Genomic DNA, 22622 nt, shown 5'->3' with positions numbered 1-22622 from the left:
CATGGCGATGGGAGTTCCCGTATGTTAAGCCGACGGCGCTTGATCGTTCTCGGTGGCCTGGCAGGAGGCGCCGCGCTCACCCCGGTGTCCCGCGGGCTGTTCGGCGAGCCGGAACAGCAGGCGCAGCAACAGCACATGATGCGCATGCACGACCACGGGGGCCGGGTCCCCGCGGTCCGCACCGGCGCCACCGCGGCGCCCTTCAGCGTCGCGATGCCGGTGCCCCCGGTGCTGGCCCCCGTGGCCACCCTGCCGGGCATCGACTTCTACCGGCTGTCCATCCAGCAGGCGACCACCGAGATCCTGCCGGGCGTGAGCACGCCCGTGCTGACGTACGGCGGCCAGTTCACCGCCCCCACCATCCGCGCCCGCCAGGGCCGCAGGGCGCTGGTCACCTTCGACAACAAGCTCGGCCACGAGGCGAACGTGCACCTGCACGGCGGCCGGGTGCCGGCGGCCAGCGACGGGTACCCGATGGACCTGATCGCCGACGGCAAGTCGAAGACCTACGACTACCCGAACGCCCAGGCCGGCGCCACGCTGTGGTACCACGACCACACCCACCACATGGAGGCCGAGCACGTCTACCGCGGCATGCACGGCTTCTACCTGGTCGAGGGCGCCGACGAGCAGCAGCTCGGCCTGCCGTCCGGGGCCTACGACGTGCCCATCCTGCTTCGCGACGCGCTCTTCGACGACCAGGGCGGGCTGGTCTTCGACCCGGCCGACCCCTACAACCGGCCGACGCTGATCGCCAACGGCAAGGCCCAGCCGTACTTCAAGGTCGCGGCCCGCAAGTACCGGCTGCGCCTGCTCAACGGCTCCACCCACCGGATCTTCGAGCTGTCGCTGAGCAACGGCGCCCAGATGACCCAGATCGCCACCGACTGCGGCCTGCTGGCGGCGCCGGTGCCGACGTCCAAGCTGGTGCTCTCCTCGGGCGAGCGGGCCGAGGTCGTGATCGACTTCGGCGCGTTCCCGCTGGGCACGCAGGTGACGCTGGAGGACGTGAGCGGGTCCGTGCTCCGCTTCGACGTCGTACGGCGGGCCGTCGACCGCAGCCGCGTCCCCAGCCAGTTGCGCGCGATGGTCCCGCTGGCCGCGGCCACGCAGACCCGGCAGCTCACGCTCAGCCTGGACCCGGTCAACATCCAGGCCCTGATCAACAACCGGGCGTTCGACGCCAACCGGGTGGACATGCAGGTCAAGCGGGGAACCAGCGAGGTCTGGGAGGTCACGAACTCCGACACCAACGTCGGCGGCTCGGGCTTCGGCGTCCCGCACAACTTCCACACCCACCTCGCCCAGTTCCGGATCCTGGACCGCGACGGCACGCCGCCGCAGCCGGGCGAGGCGGGGTGGAAGGACACGGTGCTCATCCAGCCGGGCGAGACCGTGCGCTTCCAGGCCAGCTTCGGCGACTACCTGGGGCGATACGTCTACCACTGTCACATGTTGGAGCACTCGGCCATCGGGATGATGGGCCAGATGGAGATCATCAACTAGTTCCTCAAGGAGGACTGCATGAGCACCACGAACAGCACGACCGCCGTCGGCCGGTCCACCGGTCGCGGCGTCAACATCGCCCTCTGGGTCGCCCAGGTCCTTCTGGCGTTCCAGGTCGGCCTGGGCGGCGTGCTCAAGCTCGCCGGCGACCCGACCATGGTCGCCATGTTCGAGGACATCGGCGCCGGCCAGTGGTTCCGCTACGTGGTCGGCGTGCTGGAGATCGCCGGCGCGATCGGGCTGCTGATCCCGCGGCTGAGCGGCGTGGCCGCCCTCGCGCTGATCGGCCTGATGATCGGCGCGGCCGGCACCAACGCGATCGTGCTGGGCGGCGTCCCCGTGATCGAGGCCGTCCTGCTGGTCGTCCTGGCGCTGGTCGTCTGGGGTCGCTGGTCCCGGGTCAAGGCGTTCTTCGGCGCCAAGTGAGCTCACCCCCGCCCGGTACGCGATCGGCGTACCGGGCATCGACCTGTCCCGTGGAGGGAACATGACAGAGACGGCCAACCCGCAGAACCAGCTCCCCACCCCCGACCCCTCGCTGCAGACCCTGCAGCCGCTGGTCGGCACGTGGGAGATGACGGGCAAGGACTTCGGCACCGGCGAGGCGACCGGCGGCCGGCTCGTCTTCGAGTGGATGGACGGCGGCTTCTTCCTCGTCCAGCGCGTCGAGATGAGCCACGGCGGCGGCACGATGACCGGCGTGGAGTACATCGGCCACGACCCCGAGAGCGGCGCGCTGCGCTCGCACTACTTCGACAGCACCGGCAACAACTTCGTCTACGTGTGGAAGCTCGGCGGGCGCGACCTCAACATCTGGTTCGGCGCGGAGGGCTCGCCTGCCGGGTTCAGCGGCGCCTTCAGCGAGGACGGCCGGACCATCAGCGGCCGGTGGGAGTGGCCGGGCGGCGGCTACGAGGCCACCATGACCCGGGCCGGCTAGCCCGGACCGATCTCGTGACGGCCGGGACGGGCCCGCCCGTCCCGGCCGACGCCGGTCCGCCTGCTCACTCCAGGTCGTCGCCGGGACCGGCGGCGGGGCGGGTGAGGCGGACCATGGCCCGGTACAGGGCGGTGGGCGCGGGGGTCGGCTCCAGCGGGGGCAGGTCGGCGCCGGGGGCGGCGTAGGCGCGCAGCATCTGGCCGACGAGGCGGCGCCAGGTGTCCGGGGCGACGTCCCCCGTGGCGGCGATGACACCGGCGTTGGCCATCAGCAGGATGACCATGTCCTGGTCGGTGAAGTCGGCCCGCAGCCGGCCGGTGGCCTTGGCGCGGGCGATGAGGTCGAGGAAGCCGTGATAGGCCGCGGCCCGGCGCTTCTCCAGGGCCTTGGCCGCGGGGAAGGTCATGGCCAGCACGTCGGCGAAGCCGCGGTCGGCGGCCTGCATGGCGCACACGGCCTGGACGTAGCCGACGAAGCCGTGCCAGGGGTCGGGGTCGGCCAGCGCCTGCGCGACGGCGGCGGCGTAGGCGTCCATGCGGTCGGCGAAGACGGCGTTGATGAGCTCTTCTCGGGTGGCGAAGCGGCGCGACAGGGTGGCCTTGCCGACCCCGGCGGCGCGGGCGATGCAGGCCATGGAGACGCCGAGGCCGTGGCTGGCGTACAGGCGGCGGGCGGTGGCCACGATGCGTTCGCGGTTGCGTTCGGCGTCGGCGCGCAGGCCCGGCCCTGGCTGCTCCCCGGAGGGTGCGGAGGCGTGATCCATGCCCCCATCCTACCCAAGTGGAACGACCTACCCACTTTCTTTGTTACGCTGGCGGCACGAAACGGGTAGCCCGTTCCACTTTTCTGAGAGGTGCAGCTCATGCGTGCTGTCATGCTGAACTCCGTCCCCGCCGACCCGGCCGTGGCCGACCTGCCCGTCCCGCGGCCGGCGGCCGGCGAGGTGCTGGTGAGGGTCGCCGGCTCCTCCGTCAACGGCTTCGACCTGGCCGTGGCCGCCGGCTATCTGCAGCAGATGATGGAGCACCGTTTCCCGCTGGTGGTGGGCAAGGACTTCGCCGGCACCGTCGAGGCGCTCGGCGAGGGCGTCGAGGGCTTCACCGCCGGGCAGCCGGTCTTCGGCGTGGTGATGACGCCGTTCCTCGGCCCCGGCGCGATGGCCGAGTACGTGACCGTGTCCGCCGGTTACGGCATCGCCCCGCTCCCCCAGGGGCCGGCCGCCGCCGAGGCGGGCGCGCTGGGCCTGGCCGGCACCGCGGCGCTGGACAGCCTCGACGCCGTGGCCCCGGCCGAGGGCGAGACCGTGCTGATCTCCGGCGCCACCGGCGGCGTGGGCGCGCTGGCCGTGCAGCTGGCCGCCGCCCGCGGGGCCCGGGTGATCGCCACCGCCCGTCCCGGCGCCGAGGCCGGCTTCGTCACCGGCCTCACCGCGGCCGAGGTCGAGCTGGTCGACCACGGCGGCGACCTGCCCGCTCAGGTCCGCGCGCTGGCCCCGGCGGGCGTGGACGCCGTGCTGCACCTGGCGGGTGACGGCGCCGAGCTGGCGGGGCTGCTGCGCGGCGGCGGCCGGATCGCCTCGACCCTCGGCCTGACCCCGGACGCCGTCCAGGGTGCGCCGGTCACCGTGCACACCGTCATGGCCGACCCGAACCCGCGGACCCTGGGCGAGCTGGCGGCCCGGGTCGCGTCCGGTGCGCTGCGCGTGCCGATCAGCGCCACCTACCCGCTGGAGCAGGCCCCCGAGGCGTTCGCCGCCTTCCGCGCGGGCACGCTCGGCAAGATCGCCGTCACCTGCTCCTGACGTCCCCGGCCTGAGCTGAACAGCCGCCTCGGCCACCCCCCAGGCGCTAGACCGGGACGCGCGGGCTCTCGGCCGGCCGGCGCGGCTCGGTCTCGGCGCGCCTGGCCACCAGGCGCTCGCGCAGCCGCATCGCGGGCAGCTCGACCAGGTAGTAGCTGACCGTCGCGACGGCGACCGTGCCCACGAGCACGACCGCCAGCAGCTCCCAGAAGCCGGACTTGCCCATCACCATCGGCATCGGCACCGGCGGCGCGCCGAAGACGCTGCCGTTCTGCAGCCAGAGGTACTGCAGGATGAAGTGCCACAGGTAGACGCCGTAGGAGATGCGGCCGAAGAAGCGCATCGGACGGTTGGTGAGCACCGCGTCGATGACCTTCGAGTGCACGCCGGGCACCACCACCGGGGCGATGATCAGCAGCGCGAAGATCAGGAACAGCACCATCTCGGCCATCGCCTCGGGCACCGTGGCGTAGTCGGCCATGCCGGGCTTGCCGAACGGCCGGATGCAGTTGATCACGTAGACGACGGCCGCGCCCAGCCAGAACAGCAGCGGCCGGCGGGCCACCAGGCGGTAGAAGGCGGGCGTGGTGTCCTTGGCCTCCGCGTACGCCGACAGGATCGCCAGGCCCATGCCGATGGCCAGGAAGCCGGTGAAGCCGATCACCCAGAAGTACTCGTACGGGAAGGGACCCATCGACTCCAGGTGCGTGTACGCGGTCCAGGCCAGGCCGACGAGCACGAAGACGCCCAGCGGGACCAGCAGGCGGCGGGCCTTGGCGCCGGGGTCGGCGGCCTTCCTGGCGTACCGGTCGAAGATCCAGGCCAGGATGGGCAGCGCCAGGTAGAAGGTGACCTCGGCGGGCACGGTCCAGGTGGGCTCCAGCCCCGCGTAGCCCGCCTCGGGGCCCGGCACGTAGTAGTGCATGAGCAGCAGGGGGCTGAGCACGTACCAGAGGCCGTCGACGCTCTTGAGGTTGAGCAGCAGCAGCGCCGCCACGGCCACCAGCCAGTACGCGGGCAGGATCCGCAGCATCCGCTTGATCAGGTAGCCCTTGAGCTCAGGACGCGGCGTGCCGACGATCGTCGCCCTGGCGAACGGCCGGTACAACAGCAGGCCGGACATCACGAAGAAGGGCGGCAGCAGCACGTTGAGCCCCTGGATCAGCACGGGCCAGATGCCGACGGACGGTTTGTCGTAGAAGCCGATGACGCCGGCGGCGAAGGCGACGTGCACCACGATCACGCCGAGTGCCAGATATCCGCGCAGCCCGTCGAGCCGAGGGGCACGTTTGCCGGGGCCGCCCCTCTTGATGATCTCCGGTGAGGTCATGGCATGTTTCCTCGCAGTTCGCTCGCTGATGGGGCTCGGCGCCCCCTCGGCGCCATCGTCACCCGGGGCCGCGGGCGGCCGCATCTCGTGTCGTGCGCAATTCCCGGTGCCGCCGGACGGCCTTTTCCACACCTTCCTGAATGCCTTTCCCGCGAATTGCAGGAAGCGGTCCCGGCGGGGCAGGTAGCTGCCCGCGAATGCCCTGTCGCCCGTTCCTGGGGGCGCGCATCGTTGGGGCCATGAGAGAAGACACCGTCCTGACGTACTCGTCCTACCTGGCGCTGGAGGAGATCCTCACGGCGCAGCGACCGGTTTCCGAGAGCCATGACGAGACGCTGTTCATCATCGTCCACCAGGTGTACGAGCTGTGGTTCAAACAATTGCTGCACGAATTCGCCGAGCTGCAACTCGAACTCGCCGGCGGATTCACCGCGCACGCCATGCGGACTTTGCACCGGTCCTTGAAGCTGATGCGGCTCGCGGTTTCCCAGATGGACGTCATGGAGACGATGACGCCGTTCCAGTTCGCCGCCTTCCGCGGCAAGCTGGGCACCAGCAGCGGCTTCCAGTCGGCGCAGTTCCGCGAGATCGAGGCGGTGCTGGGCCGGCGCGACGAGCGCATGCTGCTCGGGCAGGCCGAGGGCACCCCGGCCCGCGCCCGGATCGAGGCGGCGATGGCCAGGCCCACGCTGTACGACTCGCTGCTGACGTACCTGTACCTGCGCGGCTACGAGGTGCCGCAGGACCGGCTGCACCGCGACGTACGGCTGCCGCTGGAGCCGTCGGAGTCGCTGCAGGAGCTGCTGCTGCGGGTCTACCGGGACGACACCGGCGCGGCCCAGCTCTGCGAGCGGCTGGTGGACCTGGACGAATGCCTTCAGGAGTGGCGGTACCGGCACCTGAAGATGGTCGAGCGCACCATCGGCGCCCGGCCGGGCACCGGCGGCTCCAGCGGCGGGGCGTACCTGCGGGCCTCGCTGACGCCGTCGTTCCCCGACCTGTGGGCGGTCAGGAGCATGGCATGAACGACATCTCCGGACGCCTGGCGCCGCACTACTCGGCCTTCCGCGCGGCGGACCGGCTGCTGCTCACCGGCCACTCCCACCAGGCCTGGCCGGACGTGGCGCTGGCCGGGCAGATCGAGGCGTTCGACGACGCCGCCAGGGACGTGGACGACAAGTGGGCCGCCGCGTTCAAGAAGGCCGACCGGGTCAGGGAGGGGTTCCGGCTCTTCCTCGGCGACCCGTGCGCCGAGCTGGCCCTCGGGTCCAGCACGCACGAGCTGGTGCTGCGCTTCCTGTCGGCGCTGGACCTGCGCGGCCGGCCCCGGCTGGTCACCTCCGGCGGGGAGTTCCACACGCTGCGGCGCCAGCTCGCCCGCCTGGCCGAGGAGGAGGTGGAGGTGGTCGTCGTCCCGCCGGAGCCGGTGGGGACGCTGGCCGCGCGGCTGGCGGACGCGGCCGACGGGCGCACGGCCGCCGTCCTGGTCTCGGCGGTGCTGTTCGAGACGGCCAGAATCGTGCCGGAGCTGGACGCGCTCGCCGCCGCCTGCCGCCTGCAAGGGGCCGAGCTGCTGGTGGACGCCTACCACGCGCTCGGCGTGGTGCCGTTCTCGACGGCGGGCCTGGAGTCGGCGTGGGTGGTGGCGGGCGGGTACAAGTACCTGCAGCTCGGGGAGGGCAACTGCGTGCTGCGGCTGCCGGCGCACGCCGACCGGCTGCGGCCGGTGGTGACCGGGTGGTACTCGGAGTTCGCCGAGCTCGCCGAGGACCCGCGGGCGGGCGGCCGGGTCGGCTACCCGGCGGGGGCGGCCCGGTTCGCGGGGGCCACCTACGACCCGGTGAGCCACTACCGGGCGGCCCGGGTGTTCGACTTCTTCGCCGCGCAGGGGCTGACGCCGCAGGTGCTGCGGGCGGTCTCGCTGCGGCAGCGCGGGCTGCTGGCGGCGCGCTTCGACGAGATCGGCGCGCCCGCGCACGTGGTCAGCCGGGACCTGGACGCCGCGCCCGAGGAGTTCGGCGGGTTCCTGGCGCTGCGCTCGCCGTACGCGGGGCGGCTGCGGGCGGGGCTGGCGGCGCGGGGGGTGCAGGCCGACAGCCGGGGCGAGTACCTGCGGCTCGGGCCGGCGCCCTACCTGTCGGACGCGCTGCTGCACGCGGCCATGGACCGGCTCGCCGCCGAGATCCGCTCGCTGCCGTCCGACGGGAGGGCCGGCGCGAGGCGGGCGGCGTGAACCGGCGGGACGGCGGAGGCGAGGCGGGCGGCGTGAACCGGCGGGGGCGGCGGCGCACAACCGGCCACCCGCCCCCGGCCCTGGCGCCGGTCGCCTGTGTGCCGGTTTGTGGTGGTCAGGGGCGGAAGAGGGCCGGGTCCATGGGGACGAGCGACGGCGAGACGCGGACCGGGAAGCCGATCTGGTCGAGCACGTCGCGGCGCAGGTCCACGCCGGGCGCGAGCTCCACCAGCTCCAGCCCGCCGGCGGTGACGTCGAAGACGGCCCGCTCGGTGACGACCCGGGCCCACTGCCCGCGCCGCACGCCCTCGCCCAGCCGGTACGTGACGTGACCGGCCCGCGGCACCAGCTTGCGCACCCGCCCTTCGGCCAGGATCCGCAGCCCGCCGTCGGCGCAGCTCACCCGCAGGCCGTCGGTGGTCAGCGTGCCGGCGAAGACCAGCCGCGTGGCGTTGTGCGCGATGTCCACGAACCCGCCGGCGCCCGGGTTGGCCGCGCCGAACCGGCTGACGTTCACGTTGCCCTCGGCGTCGATCTGGGCGAAGGCGAGCGCGGCGAACGGGCAGCCGCCGCCGTCGATGAAGTCGAACTGCGAGGGCCCGTCGAGCAGCGCCCGCGGCGAGTAGTTCGCCGAGAACTGCCAGCCGCTCATCACGATGCCGCCGAACGAGCCGTGCTCGGTGGTGAACAGGTGCTCCTCCAGGCGGCCGTCGTCCAGCAGGCCGTCCTCGGCCATGGCCAGGACGGCGTCGGAGGAGGCGCCGAACCCGAAGATCGACGTCTCCCCCGGCCTGACCTCCCTGGCGACCCGGCGGGCGATCACCTTGTCCGGGCCGGACGGCAGCCGCGGCACCCGCGCGACGGCGTCGGGCACGTGCCGCAGATAGCCGGGGTCGTGCCGTACGCCGGTGGTCATGGGCGCGTCAGGAACCACGACGACCCGGTCGACGAGCGCCCCCGGCACGCGCATCTCCCGCGCGGGCGACGAGCCCGCGGGCACGATCCGCGACACCTGCGCGATCACGGTGCCGCCGCACGCCTTCACCGCGAGGGCGATCGCCAGCGCGCTGGAGAACAGCGGCTGGTCCTCGAAGGACAGGTTGCCGTCGGGGTCGGCGGCGCTCGCCCGGATCAGCCCGGCGTGCAGCGGCCAGGTCGGGTAGAACAGGTACTCCTCGCCGCCCAGCTCGACCAGCTCCACCAGGTCGTCCCGGGCCAGGCCGGTGAACCTGCCGCCGCCGTGCCGGGGATCGGCGTACGTGCCGAGGCCGACGCGGGTCAGGTAGCCGGGGCCGCGCCGGGCCACCTCGCGCAGCCAGTGCATGGCGGCGCCCATGGGCCAGCTGTACGCCTCGACGAGGTCGTTCTGGATCAGCTCGGTCAGGGCGGGGCGGGCGCCGGTCACCGGATGGCGCGGATTGATGAACGAGGCGGACACGATGCGGCGCATCAGGCCCTTCCTGGCCACGTGGTCCATGCCGCCGATGCCGACGGCGTCCCCGGTGGCGCAGGGGAAGTAGAAGGTCAGCTCGCGCGGGGCGCCGGTGGTGGCGAAGCGCTCGCCGAGCGCGGCCAGCAGGGCGTCGGGGGTGAGCCAGCCGATGACGCCGGTGCTGGCGACGGCCTGGTGGTCCTCGATGAGCGCGACGGCCTCGGCCGCCCCGCACACCTTGCCCGTCCGTCCGCCCGCGACCGTTCCCGGGGCCTGGCCCCGGGACTGGCCCGAGGGCTGGTCCGGGAACGGGGTCGGGCCGGTCATGGGCGGGCTCCGAAGCGGGCCAGGCTCTCGCGGGCCGCGGCGGAGGCGCAGTCGGCGCCGAACATCCAGGCCGTGCGGGCGTCGAGCGTCTCGGCGGGCCCGCTCACCGCGTCGGTCAGCGCCCGCTTGGCGGAGGCGACCGCGTGCGGGGGCAGCGCGGCGAGCCCCGCCGCCACCTCCAGCGCGCACGCCAAAGCCTGCCCCGGCTCGGCCAGCTCGTCGGCGCCGCCGAGCGCGTGCAGCTCGCGGCCGGTCAGCGGGCGGTCGCCCCAGACCAGCCGCCGCGCGGCGACCGGCCCGACCCGGGCGGCCAGGCTCTGGATGCCCCAGGGCGGCACCCAGCCGAGCCGCACCTCCGGCAGGTGCCAGCGGGCGTCCTCGGCGGTGACCACCACGTCGCAGCCGGTGGCCAGCAGGAAGCCGCCGCCGAGCGCGAAGCCCTCGACGGCGGCCACCACGGGGATGCCGAGATGCTGGACGGCCCTGGCCACGCGCCCGGTGTCGGCCTCGTGCCGCACCATGCCCTCACGCGTCATCCCGGACAGCTCCTTCAGGTCCGAACCCGCGCAGAACCCCGGCGGCGCGCCCGTCAGCACGGCGGCGCGCACCCCCGGGTCGTCGTCCAGCTCGGTCAGTGCGGAGCCGAGCGCCGCGACCAGCCCGGACCCGAGCGCGTTGCGCACGCGGGGCCGGTCGAGCCGCAGGACGGCCACCGCACCCCGGCGCTCGCACGTCAGGCCCCCGTCCGACGGCCGGTCCATCAGAACGGGGTGGGCCAGGGGGCCAGCCAGGCGACGTCCACGACGCCGGGACGCAGGTGCGGCCAGGCGGCCACCTCGCGCCAGCCGTGCGCCGTCATGTGCTCGGCGATGCTGTCGAGGGTCGAGCCGCCGCTGTAGCGGGCCGTCACGCTGCCCTCGATGACGGCGAGCCGCAGCCGGCTCAGGTCGGTCCCGGCCAGCACCTCCAGCTCGGCGCCCTGGGCGTCCACCACCATCACGTTGCAGCCGTGCTGGATCTCGCTGACGGGGATCACCGGGACGACGTCCTGCCGGACGACGGCCATGGGCAGCAGCGGCGGCAGCATGCTGGACTGCTTGTCGTAGGGGGTGACGTTGAGCGTGGCCTGGCCGCGTTCCCGGCCGGCGCACGCGGCCACGACCTCGCGGGCCGGGTGGCCGTGCTCGGGCTCGGGCAGCCCGGCGGCCAGGTGGTGCAGCCGGAGCTGCTCGCGCAGCGCGGGCAGGTGGTCGCCGTTGGGCTCCATCATGACCAGGCGGCGGAACCCGCACCTGGTGAGCGCCTCCACCTCCTGGCCCCGGTGCGCGCCCACCTGGATCGCCCCTTCGGCCGGCAATCCCAGCTTGTCCAGCAGGTCGGGCAGGTGATCCTCCCATCGGGCGCTCACCCGCTCCGGTGCGACAGTCTGGTTGCGCATCTGGTCGTCTCCTCCCGGTGAACCGCTCAGGGCAGCGTCATCGTGGTCATCGTCGGTCGCGGCCGCGCGCCGCCGCATCTCGTGGATTGCGCGGTACGTCCGCCCGCCGTCCCGCATCGCCGTCCCGCATCGCCGTCTGGGGAGCAATCCGCGAGGTGCGGGACGGCCGCGCGGCGGACCACGATGGACGCGGCGACCGAAGGGAGGGCCCATGCGGCGAACTCGTGACCGTGACCTGAACGCCTACCTCGACCGGCTGGACGTCGGCGACCCCGGCGAGCCGTCGCTCCCGGCGCTGCGCGCCCTGCACCGCGCGCACGTGGAGCGGGTGCCGTACGAGACCTTGGAGGTTCAGCTCGGCCGGCGGATCACCGTGGACCCGCGCGAGTCGGTCGAGCGGGTGCTGCGCGGGCGCGGCGGCTACTGCGTCCAGCTCAACGGGGCGTTCGCCACGCTGCTGACCGCGCTCGGCTACGACGTCACCTGGCATCGGGCCGGGGTGCAGGCCGCCGTCCGGGCGCCCGCCTCGCCGGCGTCGTTCGCGCCGCACCTCGCGCTCACCGTCGCCCTCGACGGGCAGGACTGGCTGGTGGACATCGGGCTCGGCGACGGGCTGCACGAGCCGCTGCCGCTGCGGGCGGGGACGTACCGACAGGGGCCGTTCGAGTTCCGGCTGTCCGCCTCGGACGTGGAGCCCGGCGGCTGGCGGTTCGACCACGACCCGCGCGGGTCGATCGCCGGGCTGGACGTCGAGCGGGCCCCCGCCGAGCCCGGGGACTTCGTGGAGTGGCATCCGTACCTGTGCACGTCGCCCGAGTCCCGGCTGGTGCGGGCCGCCGTCGTGCTGCGGCGCGACGCGACGGGCGCCGACTGCCTGGTGGGCTGCATGCTGCGCCGGATCGGCGCGGACGGCAGGACCGAGCGGGAGCTGTCCACCCGGCGGGAGTGGTTCGGGGCCCTGGAGGAGGTGTTCGGGCTGCGCCTCGACGACGTCAACGGCGCCGAGCGCGAGGCCCTGTGGACCAAGGTCCACGACGCCCACCTGGCCTGGCAGTCCCGCCGCCGCACCCCCGCCGCCTGACCCCGCCTGCTGACCCGCTGGTCAGCGGGCGGACGCGACCGGGGTGAAGAAGTTGACGAGATTGCCGTCGGGGTCGCGGAACAGCAGCGACCGGTTGCCCCAGGGCATCGTGGTGGGCTCGTTGACGAAGTCGGTGACGAAGCCGGTCAGGTTCTCGTACACGCGGTCCACGTCGTCCACCAGGAACTCGACGATCACGCTGTGGTTGTCGGCCGGGCGGGAGGATCCCGGGGCGAACAGCGGGACGGTCCGGGTGCCCGCGATCGCCAGCGTGGCGGTGCCCGTCCTGATCTCGGCGAAGTCCTCGGTGGACCAGGTCGCCGGCGTCCCGGTGGCCTGCTCGTAGAACCCGGCGAGGCGGGCGACGTCACCGGTGATGATGCGGATCGATACGAAGTTCATGACGTTCCTTCGGTGTTCGTGCAGCTCTTGGCACCCCGCACGGTACGACTGATACTGGACAGGTTCGGTCCACTATTCGCCATAGGCTCGGATTCATGTCGCCACCCACCGGTCGTGTGCTCACGCTCCTGGAGTTGTTGCAGTCGGGCGGCGTCCGGACGATGGCCGAGCTGGCCGACCGGCTCGGCGTGGACGGCCGTACCGTGCGGCGGTACGTCGGTCAGCTCGTCGACCTCGGGCTGCCGGTCGAGTCGGTGCGCGGCCGTTACGGCGGCTACCGCCTCGCCCGCGGCTACCGCCTGCCGCCGCTCATGCTCGACGACGACGAGGCGCTGGCCGTGCTGCTCGGCCTGATCGCCAACCGCCGTGCGGCCGGCGACGCGGGCGACACCGCGAGCGAGACGGCGAGCGGCGCAGTGAGTGGCACGGCGAGCGAGACGGCGGCCGCGAAGATCCGCCGGGTGCTGCCCGAACGGCTCGTCCGCAGGCTCGACGCGCTCATGGAGTCCCTCGCCTTCACCGGCCCGCCCGCCGGGCCCGCCGGCCCGGACGCCGCCGTCCTGCTCACGATCGCCGACGCCGTACGCCACCGCCGGCCCGTCTCGATCCGGTACGCCGACCGCGCCGGCCGGCGCAGCGACCGCACGCTGCACCCGTACGGGATCGTCAGCCACGCGGGCCGCTGGTACGTCACCGGCGAGGACCCCGGCGTCGGCGAGAACCGGACCTTCCGCCTGGACCGCGTCGCGGACGCCCGGGCCCTGCCCGGCTCGTTCGAGGCGCCGGCCGGACGCGCCGCGCCGGATCCGGCGCAGCAGGTCCTGTCAGGGTTCGCCACCGCGTCCTACCGGCACGAGGTGACCCTGCGGATCCACGGGACGGCCGAGCACCTCCGCACCCGCCTGCCCGCCTCTGTCGCCACCCTGGAAGAGATCGCCGCCGGCACCGCGGACGGCACCGCCGACGAGCCCGCCAGGGAGCCCGCGGACGGCACCGCAGTCGCCCTCGCCGACGAGCCCGCCGGGGAGGCCGGGGAGGCCGGGTCGGCGGGCGAGCGCTGGTGGCGTGTCGAGCTGCGGGCCGAGCGGCTCGACTGGCTGCCCGCCGTGCTCGCCGCGCTCGACCGGCCGTTCGTCATCGAGCGTCCCGGCGAACTGCGCGACCTCGTCCTCGCCGCCGCCGACCGCCTCGCCGCCCGCGCCCGCGCCCGCGCCCGCCGAGCCTGACCGCCCGGCGTCACACTCCGACGAAGCTCACCGTCTCCGCCAGGTCCGCCCGCCCGGTACGCAGCCGCGGCACGCCCTCCCGCTCGAACCCCACCGCGACACCACAGAATCCTCCTGGGCCGGTCGGGGTCGTCGCGCTCGATCCCCAGCGCCCTGTACCGCTGGTCGGCCACGGCGGCGAAGCGGTCCAGGTACGGCGAGGTCAGCCCGGCCGGGTACATCGGGTACTCCCGCTCGTCACCCGGGTCCCCGGCCTGCGCCCTGGCCGTCGCCCGCCGTTTCAGCTCGGCCAGCGGCTCGCCGGCCACGACGTACAGCCGCCACGGCTGGAGGTTCCCGCTCGACGGTGCCCGCGCCGCGGCGGTCAGCACCGTTCGAGCACCTCCTTGGGGACCGGCTCGTCGCTGAACGCCCGCACCGCCCGGCGGCCGTCCACGGCTTCGTACACGTCCATGCCCTCACGCCCTCTCGCCCGCTCGCTCAGCTGCCCGTGCGGGCGACGTCGTGGAGCCGTGCGGCCGTCACCGTCGTGCCCGCGACCGCGGCCGTCACCAACCAGATCATGAACGTCGGGTAGCGACAGACCACCTGGATCCACATGATGTCGCCACCCCGCAGGAGCACCCGCATGATCGGGACGATCGTGACGCACAGCGCGAGCGGGGCCGGCAGCGGCAGCAGCCGCCACCGCCGCCACCCCGCGCACACGACGGCCCAGCGCCGGGAGCGGGCCACGCCCCGCACGGCCAGCCCGACGGTCGCCAGGGCCAGCAGGACGAACAGGATGTCGGTGACGAGGTAGGGCGGCGAGGAGGGGATCTCGGGTGTGCCTCCCTCGACCAGGGCGACCAGGCCGTCCATGAGGGCGCGGGCGTCACCGAAGGCCGTCCCGGTGTTCGCCATGACCGCGATGCCGTACCCCCGATCCGGGGGCACGGCCGGGCCGGACGCGAGCGGCAGCGCGAGGCAGACCGCGGCGACGATGTCTGTGAGCACCCGCCCAACGCTATGGACCACCCGCGTTCCGCGACCATGGCGAAGTCCCTCCGCCTTTCCTGTGGAAAACCGCCATTCCCTCGCGCACCTCGACGACCAGCACCACGCCCCGGAAGCCCCTTCGCCGACCCGGGCGATTCCGCCTCCGACTGACGATTAATCCGTTTCGCCGGAAATGAAACCCTCGGTGCGCGAGTGCCGGTGATGGCTACCGTGGCGGAGTGCACACAGTGATCACGCGAGACGGCCGCGCCCTTGCCGTGGAGCAGTGGGGCGTCCCCGACGGGACCCCCGTCTTCTACCTGCACGGCACCCCCGTGGGACGCCTGGCCCGCCACCCCGACGACTCCCTGTACACCAGGCTCGGCATCCGGCTGATCACCTTCGACCGCCCCGGCCTCGGCGGCTCGACCCCGCTGCCGGGGCGGCGCGTCGTGGACGGCGCGGACGACGTCGCCGCCGTGGCCGACGCGCTCGGCCTCGACGAGTTCGCCGTCTACGGGGTCTCCGGCGGCGGGCCGCACGCGCTGGCGTTCGCCGCCCGCCATCCAGGCCGGGCCGTCCGGGTCGCCACGCTGGCGTCCCTGGCCCCGCGTGACGCCGAGGGCCTGGACTGGACGGCCGGGATGATGGAGGGCAACCGGCGCAGCGCCGCCGTCGCGCTCCAGGACCGCGACGCCATGATCGCCCACCTGGGGGCGGACTCGTCCGGGCCGCCGCAGTTGCCGCCGTTCGAGGCCGCCGTCCTGACGCGTCCGGAGGTCAGCGCCATGTTGGCGGCCGCGTACGCCGAGGCGGTCCGTCCGGGGCTCGGCGGCTGGGCCGACGACGTCATCGCCCTCTTCGGCACCCCCTGGGGGGTGGACCCCGCCTCCATCACCGTTCCGGTCCGGCTGTGGCACGGCGAGCTGGACGGGGTCGTGCCGGTCGCGCACGCCCGCTGGCTCGCCGCCCGCATCCCCACCGCCACCCTCACCGTCCAGCCCGGCGCCGGGCACGCCGGGCACTTCGACGCCACCCCCGCCACGCTGGAGTGGCTGCTGCACGGCGACGAACCCCTCCGCGACCAGGACGCGCTGGCGACCGGCACCGCGTAGGCGGCCCGCCGTCAGTGGGGGATGGTGTCGATCAGTTCCCGGGCGCCCTGGCGGAGCAGCGCGACCGCGACGGACGTGCCGAGCGTCGCCGGGTCGAGCGGGCCGGCCCACTCGTGCGCGTCGAGCACGCGCTTGCCGTCGGGGGAGAAGACCCGGGCGCGCAACGACAGCCGGCCGTCGCGCTCGGCGCGGGCGTGGCCGGCGATGGGCGAGTTGCAGTGGCCCTGGAGCACGTGCAGCAGCATGCGCTCCGCCGTGATCTCCCGCCACGTGTCGGCATGCCCCAGCCCGGCGACCGCGTCGACGGTCGCCGGATCGTCCTCCCTGCACTGCAGGGCCAGCACGCCCGCGCCGATCGGCGGGCACATCGTCTCCAGCGACAGCGCCTCGGTGATCCGGTCCGGCCGGCCGATGCGCTCCAGCCCGGCCACCGCCAGCAGCAGCGCGTCGGCCTCGCCCGCGTCCAGCTTCTCCAGGCGCCGGTTGGCGTTGCCGCGCATCGGCACGCAGCGCAGCCGCGGGTGCGACGCGGCGAGCTGGGCCACGCGCCGCACCGACGACGTGCCGATCCGGGTGCCCTCGGGCAGCGCGTCCAGCTTCAGGCCGCCGGGGTGCACGAGCGCGTCGCGCAGGTCGTCACGCTTGAGGAAGGCCGCGAACACCGTGCCGGCCGGCAGCGGGCGGTCGGCGGGCACGTCCTTCATGCAGTGGACCGCCAGGTCGGCCCGGCCGGCCAGGAGCGCCTCGTCGACCTCTTTGGTGAAGGCGCCCTTGCCGCCGAGCGCCGACAGCGCCCCCTGCCACCGGTCGCCGGACGTGGTGACCGGCACGACCTCGGTGCGGATGCCGGGATGCAGGCCGGCCAGCTCCCGCCGGACGCGCTCGACCTGGGCGAGCGCCATGGGAGAGGAACGCGTCACGATGCGGATCAGCTCAGGGACGGCCATCCCCCGATCGTAGGGCGTCGCCCCCTGCGCCGCGGGCCGATCCGGCAGCTCGCCATGGATGGCCCGCCGAGGGGACGGCGGCTTAGGGTACGGATCACCAGATGTCACGGGGAAGAGGACGGGGACGTACATGATGGCCAATGATCCGGCGCGGCCGACGCTGATGACGCGGATGCTCGCGGCGTACAAGGGCGAGGTCCGCGCGGACGAGCTGGAGGCCTACCGGCGGGCCGGGGGCCTGGTCTACACCGAGCTGGAGCGCGCCGAGGAGCTGCGCTTACGCCTGGTCCAGGAAGGCGTCAACCTCTGGCACGGCCCGCAGTCCGCCTCCGGGCAGCTGCTGTGCACCTGGAACGCGTTCGTGCTGCAGACCATCGGCGAGCAGCTGCTCGACTCCGACTACAGCGCCGACCCGCGCACCGCCGGCTACGTGCCGCCGGTCACCAGCCGGCAGGTGGCCGCCTGCTTCGCCCAGGTGGAAGGCTGGGTGTCGCGCGCCCGGCAGGCCGCCGGCAACACCCGCTATCTGGTCGAGACAGAGCTCCAGCTACCCGCCGACCTGCCCGAATGGGCCGAGGCGGACCCGTGCCCGCTGCCCCACCTGCACGGCATGCTGGCCGCCACCCGCGCGATCCGGCAGCACGCCGAAGTGGCCTTCGGCGTGTTCGAGCAGACCGTCGCCGACGACCACGACCACCAGGCCGACCTGCAGCGGCTGCGCCAGCTCGTGGCCGAGGCCGCCACCGCCGCCGACTACGCCGAGGGGCTGCTCAAGGCCGATCCGCAGCCGAGCCTGCACGAGGCGATCGAGCAACGGCTGCAGCGGTCCCTGGAGCTCTACTACCACGTGGGCCAGCTCATCGCCATGCCCAGGCACATCGCCACCTACCGGACCACCGCCACCAGGCCCGCGGCGACGTACCGGTCTCTTGAGGCGAACCTGCGCGACCTCGACCCCTGGTGCCTGACCGACCCGCAACGGCGGGACTACTGGCAGGCCGACCCCAAGGCCCGGCAGGCCGTCAAGGAGATGTGGGAGTACGACCCCGACCCGGCCGCCACGCTGCACATCCAGGCGCAGATCGACGCCGCCTTCCGGGACGGCGCCATCGCCTACGCCGTCGACGCGGCGGGCAAGCCGCTCGGGAGCTACTACTGCTGCCCGTTCCCCGCCATCTATTCGGTGCGCAGGCCGGTGGTCATCGCCGGTCGGCTGCTGCGGCCCATGCAGCGCTTCACCTTCGAGGCGTCCGCCGAGGAGATGCCGAGCGGCGGGCCGTTCCGGCGCGAGATCATCGTGGCCGACTTCAAGCCGACGGACGAGATCGACTACTGCGACCCCGACGGGCTCCACGGCGACTAGTCATCGGACGGGCCACGGGAGAAAGGCGCCGCGAGACGGGCCGGGCCGGGCGTATCCAAGGACATCCGGCATCGGAGCTGCCTATATTTCTGGCAACGGAATTCTCCTGTTGGAGGCCTAGGTGTCCGATGCGTTCGCCAAGGATCTCAGCCGCCGGGTCGTGACCAGGATCGCTCCCGCCGAACTGCCGCTGTTCGACCAGACCTGGGACGCGCTCGGCGGCCGGAGCAGGCCGAGGTCGCATCGGGATCCGCTCGGTTTCGGGTTGCCGGGGGTGGACGAGCTGCTGGTGACGGCGATCGTCTCCGGCGTCGTCACCACGGTGCTGGCGGACGTGGGCAAGGACGTCGGCTCGTGGACCGGCCGGCTGATCGGCCGGTTGCGCCGCCGTCCGCGGGAGCTGCCCGACGCGCCGGCGTCGGGGCCGCCGCCGTTGCCGCCGGCCCGGCTGACGGAGATCCGCAAGGTCGCCTACCAGAAGGCGCGCCGGATGGGCATGTCGCAGGCGCAGGCCGACGCGCTGGCCGACGCGGTGGTGAGCGAGCTGGCCCGCAACCCGTCATGAGCGGCCGTCTGCCGTCGGCCACCACGTCCGCGTTCGTCCTGCTGATCAGCCTGGCGTTCGCGACGACCGCGATCTACCGGCCGGGGATCTTCGACCTGCTGTCGGTGCAGGGGGCGGAGGTCCCGGCGAAGGTCAGGGAGGCGTGCCAGCTCGCGGCGCTGAAGGGCCTGGACGATCCCGCCTGCGAGGTGATGAGCCGCGGGGCCCACCAGGATCTCCGGCTCGGCGTGCTGCTCTGCTTCGCGACGCTCGTCCTGCTCACCGGGCTGCAGTACTGGTTCGGCCCGGCCTGGCGGATCCGCCGCCGGCGGCTGCGTCCGGTCGGCGGCGAGGTCGGCGAGGAGTTGCGGCGGATGGCGGCGGAGGTGCTCGGCGGGCGCCGGGTCGTCTTCCTGCTCGACGTGCTCGACCCCGCGGTGGCCGGGCTGGCCTTCGGCCGGGCCGGGCGCCGGTACGTGGTGATCAGCCGGGGCACCTGGCTGTCGTTCGAGCGCGACCGGCCGCTGTTCCGGGCGGTGGTGCTGCACGAGCTGGCGCACGTGCGCAACCGGGACCTGAACATCACGGCGGTGACGCTGGCGATGTGGCGGTCCTACGCCGCGGTGATCCTCGTGCCGGGCCTGCTGGCCGCCGTGAACGGGGTGCTGTCGGGGCAGGCGCCGTTCCTGCGGTCGGAGCAGATGCCGTTCGGGGCGCGCGCGGCGCTGTCATGGCTGTTCGCCGCCCAGATCGCCGGGCTGGCGGTGTTGTCGTGGCTGACCCGTTCGGTGGTGCTGCAGTCGCGCGAGCTGATGGCCGACGCCCGCGTGTTGTCCTGGGAGCGGGACGCGACGCCGCTGCGCCGCGTGTTCGACCGGGCGCCGGCGCCGCGCCGGTGGCCGGTGTCGCTGCGGGTGCGCACCCATCCGCATCTCGCCGTCCGCCGGGCCGCGCTGGAGGATCAGGAGCCGCTGGTGCGCCAGGGTTTCGTCTTCCCGCTGGCGCTGGGCGGCTGTTTCTCCCTGACCATGGATCCGGCCGCGTCGCTGACCGCGCAGGGACGCACCAACACGCTGCCGTGGCCGGCGGAGGTGTTCGCCCTGCTGCTGGCCGTCGCGCTGGGGTTGCGGGCGTTGCGGGCCGTGGGGGCGCGCCCCGACGCGGTGCACGTGCCGCTGGGCCTGGCCGTGGGGCTGGCGGGCGGCTGGGTGCTGGCCCCGAGCAGGATGACGGACCACGCGCTGGCGCCCTTCCCCGTGTCGGTGCAGCTCGCCGGGCTGGTGGTGCTGGCGATGGCGGGCCTGCTGCTGGGGGTGTGGGTGCGGTGGGTGGCGCGGGTGTGGGCGCCGAGGGTGCACGGGCTGCGGTCGGCGCTCGGGCCGCTGTCGCTGATCGCGGTGGTCGTGACGCTGGGCGCGCGGGCGTTCTACGACCTGCAGGCCGACATCATCATCGCCCACGTCCAGCGGTATCCCGCTGTTTCCGACCCGCTGGCGCAGGTGCTGATCAGCGCGCAGATCATGATGGACTCCCGCCTGTCGGCGGGCGTCCTGCTGCTGCTCGCCGTCGTCCTGCTCATGCTGGCCCCGATGGCGGTACGGTTCCTCACCCTCGGCGAACGCCGCCCGCCCGCGCCCCGGCGCACCGGCCGCGTCGCCCTGGCGGTGGGCTGCGCGGCCGCCGCGGCACTGGTCACGGCGATGGTGTCGGGCACGGTCAACGGCTACGTCTTCCAGAGCTCCGGCACCGCGTTGTCGGACGTCATCGCGACCGGAGCCGCCGCGGGCGCCGCCCTGGCGGCCTGCGTGGCCGGGTTGTCCGGCACGTCGCCCGTCGCGAAGGGCATGCTGGCGGGGCTGGCCGCGGCGGTGCTCTACGCCCTCGCGCTGGAGCTGGTGTGGCTGCCCTTGCGGGCGGCGCTGCCGTGGCAGATCCACATGATCATCCTGGCGCGCATGCTGGAGGCCGCGCTGATCGCCGCGCTGGCCACCGCCCTGCCGGCCCGCCTGCTGCCCGTACGCGGCGACCCGGCCCCGGTCCCCGGTGTGCCCGCACCAGGGTGAGCCCTGGTGCGGGCCCACCGGACGCTACCAAGTGCTCACGCAGGTGACCGTATCCGTCGGGGCCGGCGTTCGGTCCTGGCCGGTGGTTGGGATGATGGCGGCATGGACGCCCCCATCCCGATCGACACCGTGACCTGGCCGCGCCGGCAGCACTTCGAGCACTACCGCCGGGCCGTGCCGTGCACGTACTCCATGACGGTGGAGATCGACGTCACCGCGTTCGCGGCGGCGCTCGGCCGGTCGCGACGCAAGTCCTACCTCGCGCAGGTCTGGGCGATCGCCACGGTCGTCAACCGGCACGACGAGTTCCGGATGTGCCTGACCGCCTCGGGCGACCCGGCCGTCTGGCCCGTCGTGCATCCGGCCTTCACGGTCTTCAACCCCGACCGTGAGACGTTCGCGTGCGTGTGGGCGCCCTACGACCCCGACTTCGCCGCCTTCCACGACGTCGCCGCTCCCCTGCTCGCCGAGCACGCCCGCGCCGCCGAGTTCTTCCCGCAGGGGACGCTGCCGGCCAACACGTTCGACGTGTCGAGCCTGCCGTGGACGTCCTTCACCGGGTTCAACCTCAACATCGGCGACAACTGGGACCACCTCGCACCCATCTTCACCCTCGGCCGGTACACCGAGCGCGACGGCCGGGTGCTGCTCCCCCTCGCGCTCCAGGTGCACCACGCCGCCGCCGACGGGTTCCACTCCGCCCGGCTCGTGAACGAGCTCCGGACCCTGGTCGCGGACCCGTCCTGGGTCGACGGGAGCCCGGCCTCCTGAACCGGCGCTGACCTGCCACTGACCTCCGCCCCGGCCAGTGGCCGCCGGGCGAGATCGCCGCACGTTACGACCGGCTCGCCGAGGTGGCGGAGCCCCGGCTCCGGTTCCTCCAGGAGCACGCCGAACCGTCGGACCCGTCCGGGGCGTCCGCGCCGCGGAGTTCACCCGGGCGATGGAGGCCGACCCGCTGCTTCCCCCGAGCTGCTCCCCCGGCCCTGGCCCGGCGCCCGGGCCAGGGCGCCGACCGTCGGCGCCTGACGGGCCGTCACGCCGTCTCCACGGCGACCTGCACCGAACCGGTCCACCGGGCCAGGTCGGCGAAGAGCCGCTCGTGGTCGATCGCCGCCTCGGGCGGGTGGACGCCGGGTTCGCGCCCCGGGTCGTCGATCAGCTGCGCCAGGCTCAGCGCGGCCGGCCCCTCGAAGCCGAAGGCCCGTACGGCGGTGCGCACGGCCCGCCGCATGGTGGGCCATGCCGCGCCCGGCCTGCCTGCCTACTCCCGATGAGGGTGATCTTGGCTTTGGTCGCCGGTCAGTGCCGTGCGCGCGGCGGCGAGGATGTCCTCCGACAGCGGGTGGCCCGCGGTGGCGCGGGCCAGGACGAGGGCGCCGACCATGGTGCACAGCCGTGCCAGGCCGTCCTGGTCGGCGGTTTCGAGCCAGGCCGCGGTGTCGCCGACCTGCTCGGTGAACACGCGGCGCGCCTCGGCGTCCCCGTGACCGCGGGCGATGTCGGCGGCGAGTCCGGCGACGGGGCAGCCGTCGGCGGCGTTGTCGCGGTGCGCGGCGGAGAGATAGCCGTCCACGAACGCCCGCTGAGCGGCTTCGCGATCTCCCGCGTGCCGTTCGAGCGCGGCGGCCCGGACGTCGGCCTGCTCGTCGAAGGCATGCGCGGTCGCCTCGCCGATGAGGGCCTCCTTGGAGGCGAACTGCTTGTAGAAGCCGCCGTGGGTCAGACCCGCGGCCTTCATCAGGTCGGCGACGCTGACCTCGGTGCCCTGCTCACGGAAGAGCCGGGACGCCGTGTCGACGACCCGCAGGCGGTTCTGCCGCGCCTGCGCCTGTGATCCGCGTCCCATCTGCGCCTCCTTGCCGGATGTCAGTCGTCATCTATTCTATGCTGCGA

Annotated in this window: 23 protein-coding genes and 1 pseudogene; 13 read left to right on the top strand and 11 right to left on the bottom strand. The window is 73.7% G+C overall.

Annotated elements, in window-relative coordinates:
* Positions 1 to 39 precede the first annotated feature (39 nt).
* The 3 genes from ACIBQ8_RS34615 to ACIBQ8_RS34605 all read left to right on the top strand — a co-directional run bounded on the left by ACIBQ8_RS34615 (position 40) and on the right by ACIBQ8_RS34605 (position 2446).
* Entirely contained in the window at positions 40 to 1506 is a 1467-nt protein-coding gene (locus tag ACIBQ8_RS34615) for a multicopper oxidase family protein (RefSeq protein ID WP_397174828.1), read from the top strand.
* A gap of 18 nt (positions 1507 to 1524) precedes the next feature.
* Positions 1525 to 1932, top strand: coding sequence for a DoxX family protein (locus tag ACIBQ8_RS34610; RefSeq protein WP_397174827.1), 408 nt, complete (start codon positions 1525 to 1527; stop codon positions 1930 to 1932).
* 61 nt (positions 1933 to 1993) lie between these two features.
* On the top strand, positions 1994 to 2446 hold the full coding sequence (locus ACIBQ8_RS34605) for a DUF1579 family protein (protein ID WP_397194070.1): 453 nt from the start codon (positions 1994 to 1996) through the stop codon (positions 2444 to 2446).
* 64 nt (positions 2447 to 2510) lie between these two features.
* Here ACIBQ8_RS34605 and ACIBQ8_RS34600 read toward each other — a convergent pair whose 3' ends face one another.
* Complete coding sequence (locus tag ACIBQ8_RS34600) at positions 2511 to 3209, bottom strand: TetR/AcrR family transcriptional regulator (protein WP_397194069.1); 699 nt, start codon at positions 3207 to 3209, stop codon at positions 2511 to 2513.
* Positions 3210 to 3308: 99 nt separating this feature from the next.
* Here ACIBQ8_RS34600 and ACIBQ8_RS34595 point away from each other — a divergent pair, with 99 nt between their 5' ends.
* Positions 3309 to 4247, top strand: coding sequence for an NADP-dependent oxidoreductase (locus ACIBQ8_RS34595; protein ID WP_397194068.1), 939 nt, complete (start codon positions 3309 to 3311; stop codon positions 4245 to 4247).
* Between the two features lie 46 nt (positions 4248 to 4293).
* On the opposite strand, the gene ACIBQ8_RS34590 is transcribed toward ACIBQ8_RS34595, so the two are convergent.
* Positions 4294 to 5577, bottom strand: a complete 1284-nt coding sequence (locus ACIBQ8_RS34590) for an acyltransferase family protein (protein ID WP_397174821.1) — start codon at positions 5575 to 5577, stop codon at positions 4294 to 4296.
* Between the two features lie 239 nt (positions 5578 to 5816).
* Here ACIBQ8_RS34590 and ACIBQ8_RS34585 point away from each other — a divergent pair, with 239 nt between their 5' ends.
* Positions 5817 to 6602, top strand: a complete 786-nt coding sequence (locus ACIBQ8_RS34585) for a tryptophan 2,3-dioxygenase (RefSeq protein ID WP_397174820.1) — start codon at positions 5817 to 5819, stop codon at positions 6600 to 6602.
* Positions 6599 to 7810 (top strand): kynureninase, encoded by a 1212-nt coding sequence (locus ACIBQ8_RS34580; protein WP_397194067.1) that lies wholly within the window; start codon positions 6599 to 6601, stop codon positions 7808 to 7810. Before ACIBQ8_RS34585 ends, ACIBQ8_RS34580 begins: the two co-directional genes overlap by 4 nt.
* 115 nt (positions 7811 to 7925) lie before the next feature.
* On the opposite strand, the gene ACIBQ8_RS34575 is transcribed toward ACIBQ8_RS34580, so the two are convergent.
* The 3 genes from ACIBQ8_RS34575 to ACIBQ8_RS34565 are packed head-to-tail and all read right to left on the bottom strand — an operon-like array spanning position 7926 to position 11007.
* Positions 7926 to 9569 carry a CoA-transferase gene (locus ACIBQ8_RS34575; RefSeq protein WP_397174816.1) on the bottom strand — a complete coding sequence of 548 codons (1644 nt, stop codon included), beginning with the start codon at positions 9567 to 9569 and terminating at the stop codon, positions 7926 to 7928.
* Positions 9566 to 10330: an enoyl-CoA hydratase/isomerase family protein gene (locus ACIBQ8_RS34570; RefSeq protein WP_397194066.1), complete on the bottom strand. Its 765-nt coding sequence runs from the start codon at positions 10328 to 10330 to the stop codon at positions 9566 to 9568. The genes ACIBQ8_RS34575 and ACIBQ8_RS34570 overlap by 4 nt, the downstream gene beginning before the upstream one ends.
* Positions 10330 to 11007, bottom strand: a complete 678-nt coding sequence (locus ACIBQ8_RS34565; RefSeq protein ID WP_397174813.1) for an FkbM family methyltransferase — start codon at positions 11005 to 11007, stop codon at positions 10330 to 10332. Before ACIBQ8_RS34565 ends, ACIBQ8_RS34570 begins: the two co-directional genes overlap by 1 nt.
* A 211-nt stretch (positions 11008 to 11218) precedes the next feature.
* On the opposite strand from ACIBQ8_RS34565, the gene ACIBQ8_RS34560 reads away from it, so the two are divergent.
* Complete coding sequence (locus tag ACIBQ8_RS34560; RefSeq protein ID WP_397174811.1) at positions 11219 to 12088, top strand: arylamine N-acetyltransferase; 870 nt, start codon at positions 11219 to 11221, stop codon at positions 12086 to 12088.
* A 21-nt stretch (positions 12089 to 12109) separates the two neighbouring features.
* Here ACIBQ8_RS34560 and ACIBQ8_RS34555 read toward each other — a convergent pair whose 3' ends face one another.
* Positions 12110 to 12490 carry a VOC family protein gene (locus ACIBQ8_RS34555; RefSeq protein ID WP_397174809.1) on the bottom strand — a complete coding sequence of 127 codons (381 nt, stop codon included), beginning with the start codon at positions 12488 to 12490 and terminating at the stop codon, positions 12110 to 12112.
* A gap of 95 nt (positions 12491 to 12585) precedes the next feature.
* Here ACIBQ8_RS34555 and ACIBQ8_RS34550 point away from each other — a divergent pair, with 95 nt between their 5' ends.
* Positions 12586 to 13716 carry a helix-turn-helix transcriptional regulator gene (locus ACIBQ8_RS34550; protein WP_397194065.1) on the top strand — a complete coding sequence of 377 codons (1131 nt, stop codon included), beginning with the start codon at positions 12586 to 12588 and terminating at the stop codon, positions 13714 to 13716.
* 302 nt (positions 13717 to 14018) lie between these two features.
* Here ACIBQ8_RS34550 and ACIBQ8_RS34545 read toward each other — a convergent pair.
* Positions 14019 to 14087, bottom strand: a pseudogene (locus ACIBQ8_RS34545) (nitroreductase family protein); the annotation flags it as partial.
* Positions 14088 to 14196: 109 nt separating this feature from the next.
* Entirely contained in the window at positions 14197 to 14712 is a 516-nt protein-coding gene (locus tag ACIBQ8_RS34540) for a hypothetical protein (RefSeq protein ID WP_397194064.1), read from the bottom strand.
* Between the two features lie 221 nt (positions 14713 to 14933).
* Here ACIBQ8_RS34540 and ACIBQ8_RS34535 point away from each other — a divergent pair, with 221 nt between their 5' ends.
* On the top strand, positions 14934 to 15809 hold the full coding sequence (locus ACIBQ8_RS34535; RefSeq protein ID WP_397194063.1) for an alpha/beta fold hydrolase: 876 nt from the start codon (positions 14934 to 14936) through the stop codon (positions 15807 to 15809).
* Positions 15810 to 15820: 11 nt separating this feature from the next.
* Here the strand turns inward: ACIBQ8_RS34535 and hemC are convergent, their stop codons facing one another.
* Positions 15821 to 16756 carry a hydroxymethylbilane synthase gene (gene hemC, locus ACIBQ8_RS34530; RefSeq protein WP_397174804.1) on the bottom strand — a complete coding sequence of 312 codons (936 nt, stop codon included), beginning with the start codon at positions 16754 to 16756 and terminating at the stop codon, positions 15821 to 15823.
* Between the two features lie 130 nt (positions 16757 to 16886).
* Here hemC and ACIBQ8_RS34525 point away from each other — a divergent pair, with 130 nt between their 5' ends.
* The 4 genes from ACIBQ8_RS34525 to catA all read left to right on the top strand — a co-directional run bounded on the left by ACIBQ8_RS34525 (position 16887) and on the right by catA (position 21497).
* Positions 16887 to 18119, top strand: coding sequence for a hypothetical protein (locus ACIBQ8_RS34525; RefSeq protein WP_397174803.1), 1233 nt, complete (start codon positions 16887 to 16889; stop codon positions 18117 to 18119).
* A gap of 121 nt (positions 18120 to 18240) precedes the next feature.
* A complete protein-coding gene (locus ACIBQ8_RS34520) occupies positions 18241 to 18684 on the top strand; it encodes a hypothetical protein (RefSeq protein WP_397194062.1) in 444 nt (147 codons plus the stop codon).
* Positions 18681 to 20726: a M48 family metalloprotease gene (locus tag ACIBQ8_RS34515; protein ID WP_397194061.1), complete on the top strand. Its 2046-nt coding sequence runs from the start codon at positions 18681 to 18683 to the stop codon at positions 20724 to 20726. The genes ACIBQ8_RS34520 and ACIBQ8_RS34515 overlap by 4 nt, the downstream gene beginning before the upstream one ends.
* A gap of 102 nt (positions 20727 to 20828) precedes the next feature.
* Positions 20829 to 21497, top strand: a complete 669-nt coding sequence (gene catA, locus ACIBQ8_RS34510; RefSeq protein WP_397194060.1) for a type A chloramphenicol O-acetyltransferase — start codon at positions 20829 to 20831, stop codon at positions 21495 to 21497.
* A 265-nt stretch (positions 21498 to 21762) separates the two neighbouring features.
* Here catA and ACIBQ8_RS34505 read toward each other — a convergent pair whose 3' ends face one another.
* Together ACIBQ8_RS34505 and ACIBQ8_RS34500 are read right to left on the bottom strand one after the other, a co-directional pair.
* A complete protein-coding gene (locus ACIBQ8_RS34505; protein WP_397194059.1) occupies positions 21763 to 21948 on the bottom strand; it encodes a hypothetical protein in 186 nt (61 codons plus the stop codon).
* Positions 21949 to 21990: 42 nt separating this feature from the next.
* A complete protein-coding gene (locus ACIBQ8_RS34500; protein ID WP_397174791.1) occupies positions 21991 to 22575 on the bottom strand; it encodes a TetR/AcrR family transcriptional regulator in 585 nt (194 codons plus the stop codon).
* Positions 22576 to 22622: the final 47 nt, after the last annotated feature.

Source organism: Nonomuraea sp. NPDC049646 (assembly GCF_044465525.1).
Taxonomy (GTDB): domain Bacteria; phylum Actinomycetota; class Actinomycetes; order Streptosporangiales; family Streptosporangiaceae; genus Nonomuraea.
The sequence above is the reverse complement of the archived record's forward strand: the minus strand, read 5'-3'. Positions and strand labels throughout refer to the sequence as shown.

What these genes read in the sequence shown, in the direction of transcription:
- ACIBQ8_RS34610 (WP_397174827.1), top strand. Translation starts at nt 1,525, where the DNA reads ATGAGCACCACGAACAGCACGACCGCCGTCGGCCGGTCCACCGGTCGC.
- ACIBQ8_RS34605 (WP_397194070.1), top strand. Translation starts at nt 1,994, where the DNA reads ATGACAGAGACGGCCAACCCGCAGAACCAGCTCCCCACCCCCGACCCC.
- ACIBQ8_RS34600 (WP_397194069.1), bottom strand. Translation starts at nt 3,209, where the DNA reads ATGGATCACGCCTCCGCACCCTCCGGGGAGCAGCCAGGGCCGGGCCTG.
- ACIBQ8_RS34595 (WP_397194068.1), top strand. Translation starts at nt 3,309, where the DNA reads ATGCGTGCTGTCATGCTGAACTCCGTCCCCGCCGACCCGGCCGTGGCC.
- ACIBQ8_RS34590 (WP_397174821.1), bottom strand. Translation starts at nt 5,577, where the DNA reads ATGACCTCACCGGAGATCATCAAGAGGGGCGGCCCCGGCAAACGTGCC.
- ACIBQ8_RS34585 (WP_397174820.1), top strand. Translation starts at nt 5,817, where the DNA reads ATGAGAGAAGACACCGTCCTGACGTACTCGTCCTACCTGGCGCTGGAG.
- ACIBQ8_RS34580 (WP_397194067.1), top strand. Translation starts at nt 6,599, where the DNA reads ATGAACGACATCTCCGGACGCCTGGCGCCGCACTACTCGGCCTTCCGC.
- ACIBQ8_RS34575 (WP_397174816.1), bottom strand. Translation starts at nt 9,569, where the DNA reads ATGACCGGCCCGACCCCGTTCCCGGACCAGCCCTCGGGCCAGTCCCGG.
- ACIBQ8_RS34570 (WP_397194066.1), bottom strand. Translation starts at nt 10,330, where the DNA reads ATGGACCGGCCGTCGGACGGGGGCCTGACGTGCGAGCGCCGGGGTGCG.
- ACIBQ8_RS34565 (WP_397174813.1), bottom strand. Translation starts at nt 11,007, where the DNA reads ATGCGCAACCAGACTGTCGCACCGGAGCGGGTGAGCGCCCGATGGGAG.
- ACIBQ8_RS34560 (WP_397174811.1), top strand. Translation starts at nt 11,219, where the DNA reads ATGCGGCGAACTCGTGACCGTGACCTGAACGCCTACCTCGACCGGCTG.
- ACIBQ8_RS34555 (WP_397174809.1), bottom strand. Translation starts at nt 12,490, where the DNA reads ATGAACTTCGTATCGATCCGCATCATCACCGGTGACGTCGCCCGCCTC.
- ACIBQ8_RS34550 (WP_397194065.1), top strand. Translation starts at nt 12,586, where the DNA reads ATGTCGCCACCCACCGGTCGTGTGCTCACGCTCCTGGAGTTGTTGCAG.
- hemC (WP_397174804.1), bottom strand. Translation starts at nt 16,756, where the DNA reads ATGGCCGTCCCTGAGCTGATCCGCATCGTGACGCGTTCCTCTCCCATG.
- ACIBQ8_RS34525 (WP_397174803.1), top strand. Translation starts at nt 16,887, where the DNA reads ATGATGGCCAATGATCCGGCGCGGCCGACGCTGATGACGCGGATGCTC.
- ACIBQ8_RS34515 (WP_397194061.1), top strand. Translation starts at nt 18,681, where the DNA reads ATGAGCGGCCGTCTGCCGTCGGCCACCACGTCCGCGTTCGTCCTGCTG.
- catA (WP_397194060.1), top strand. Translation starts at nt 20,829, where the DNA reads ATGGACGCCCCCATCCCGATCGACACCGTGACCTGGCCGCGCCGGCAG.
- ACIBQ8_RS34500 (WP_397174791.1), bottom strand. Translation starts at nt 22,575, where the DNA reads ATGGGACGCGGATCACAGGCGCAGGCGCGGCAGAACCGCCTGCGGGTC.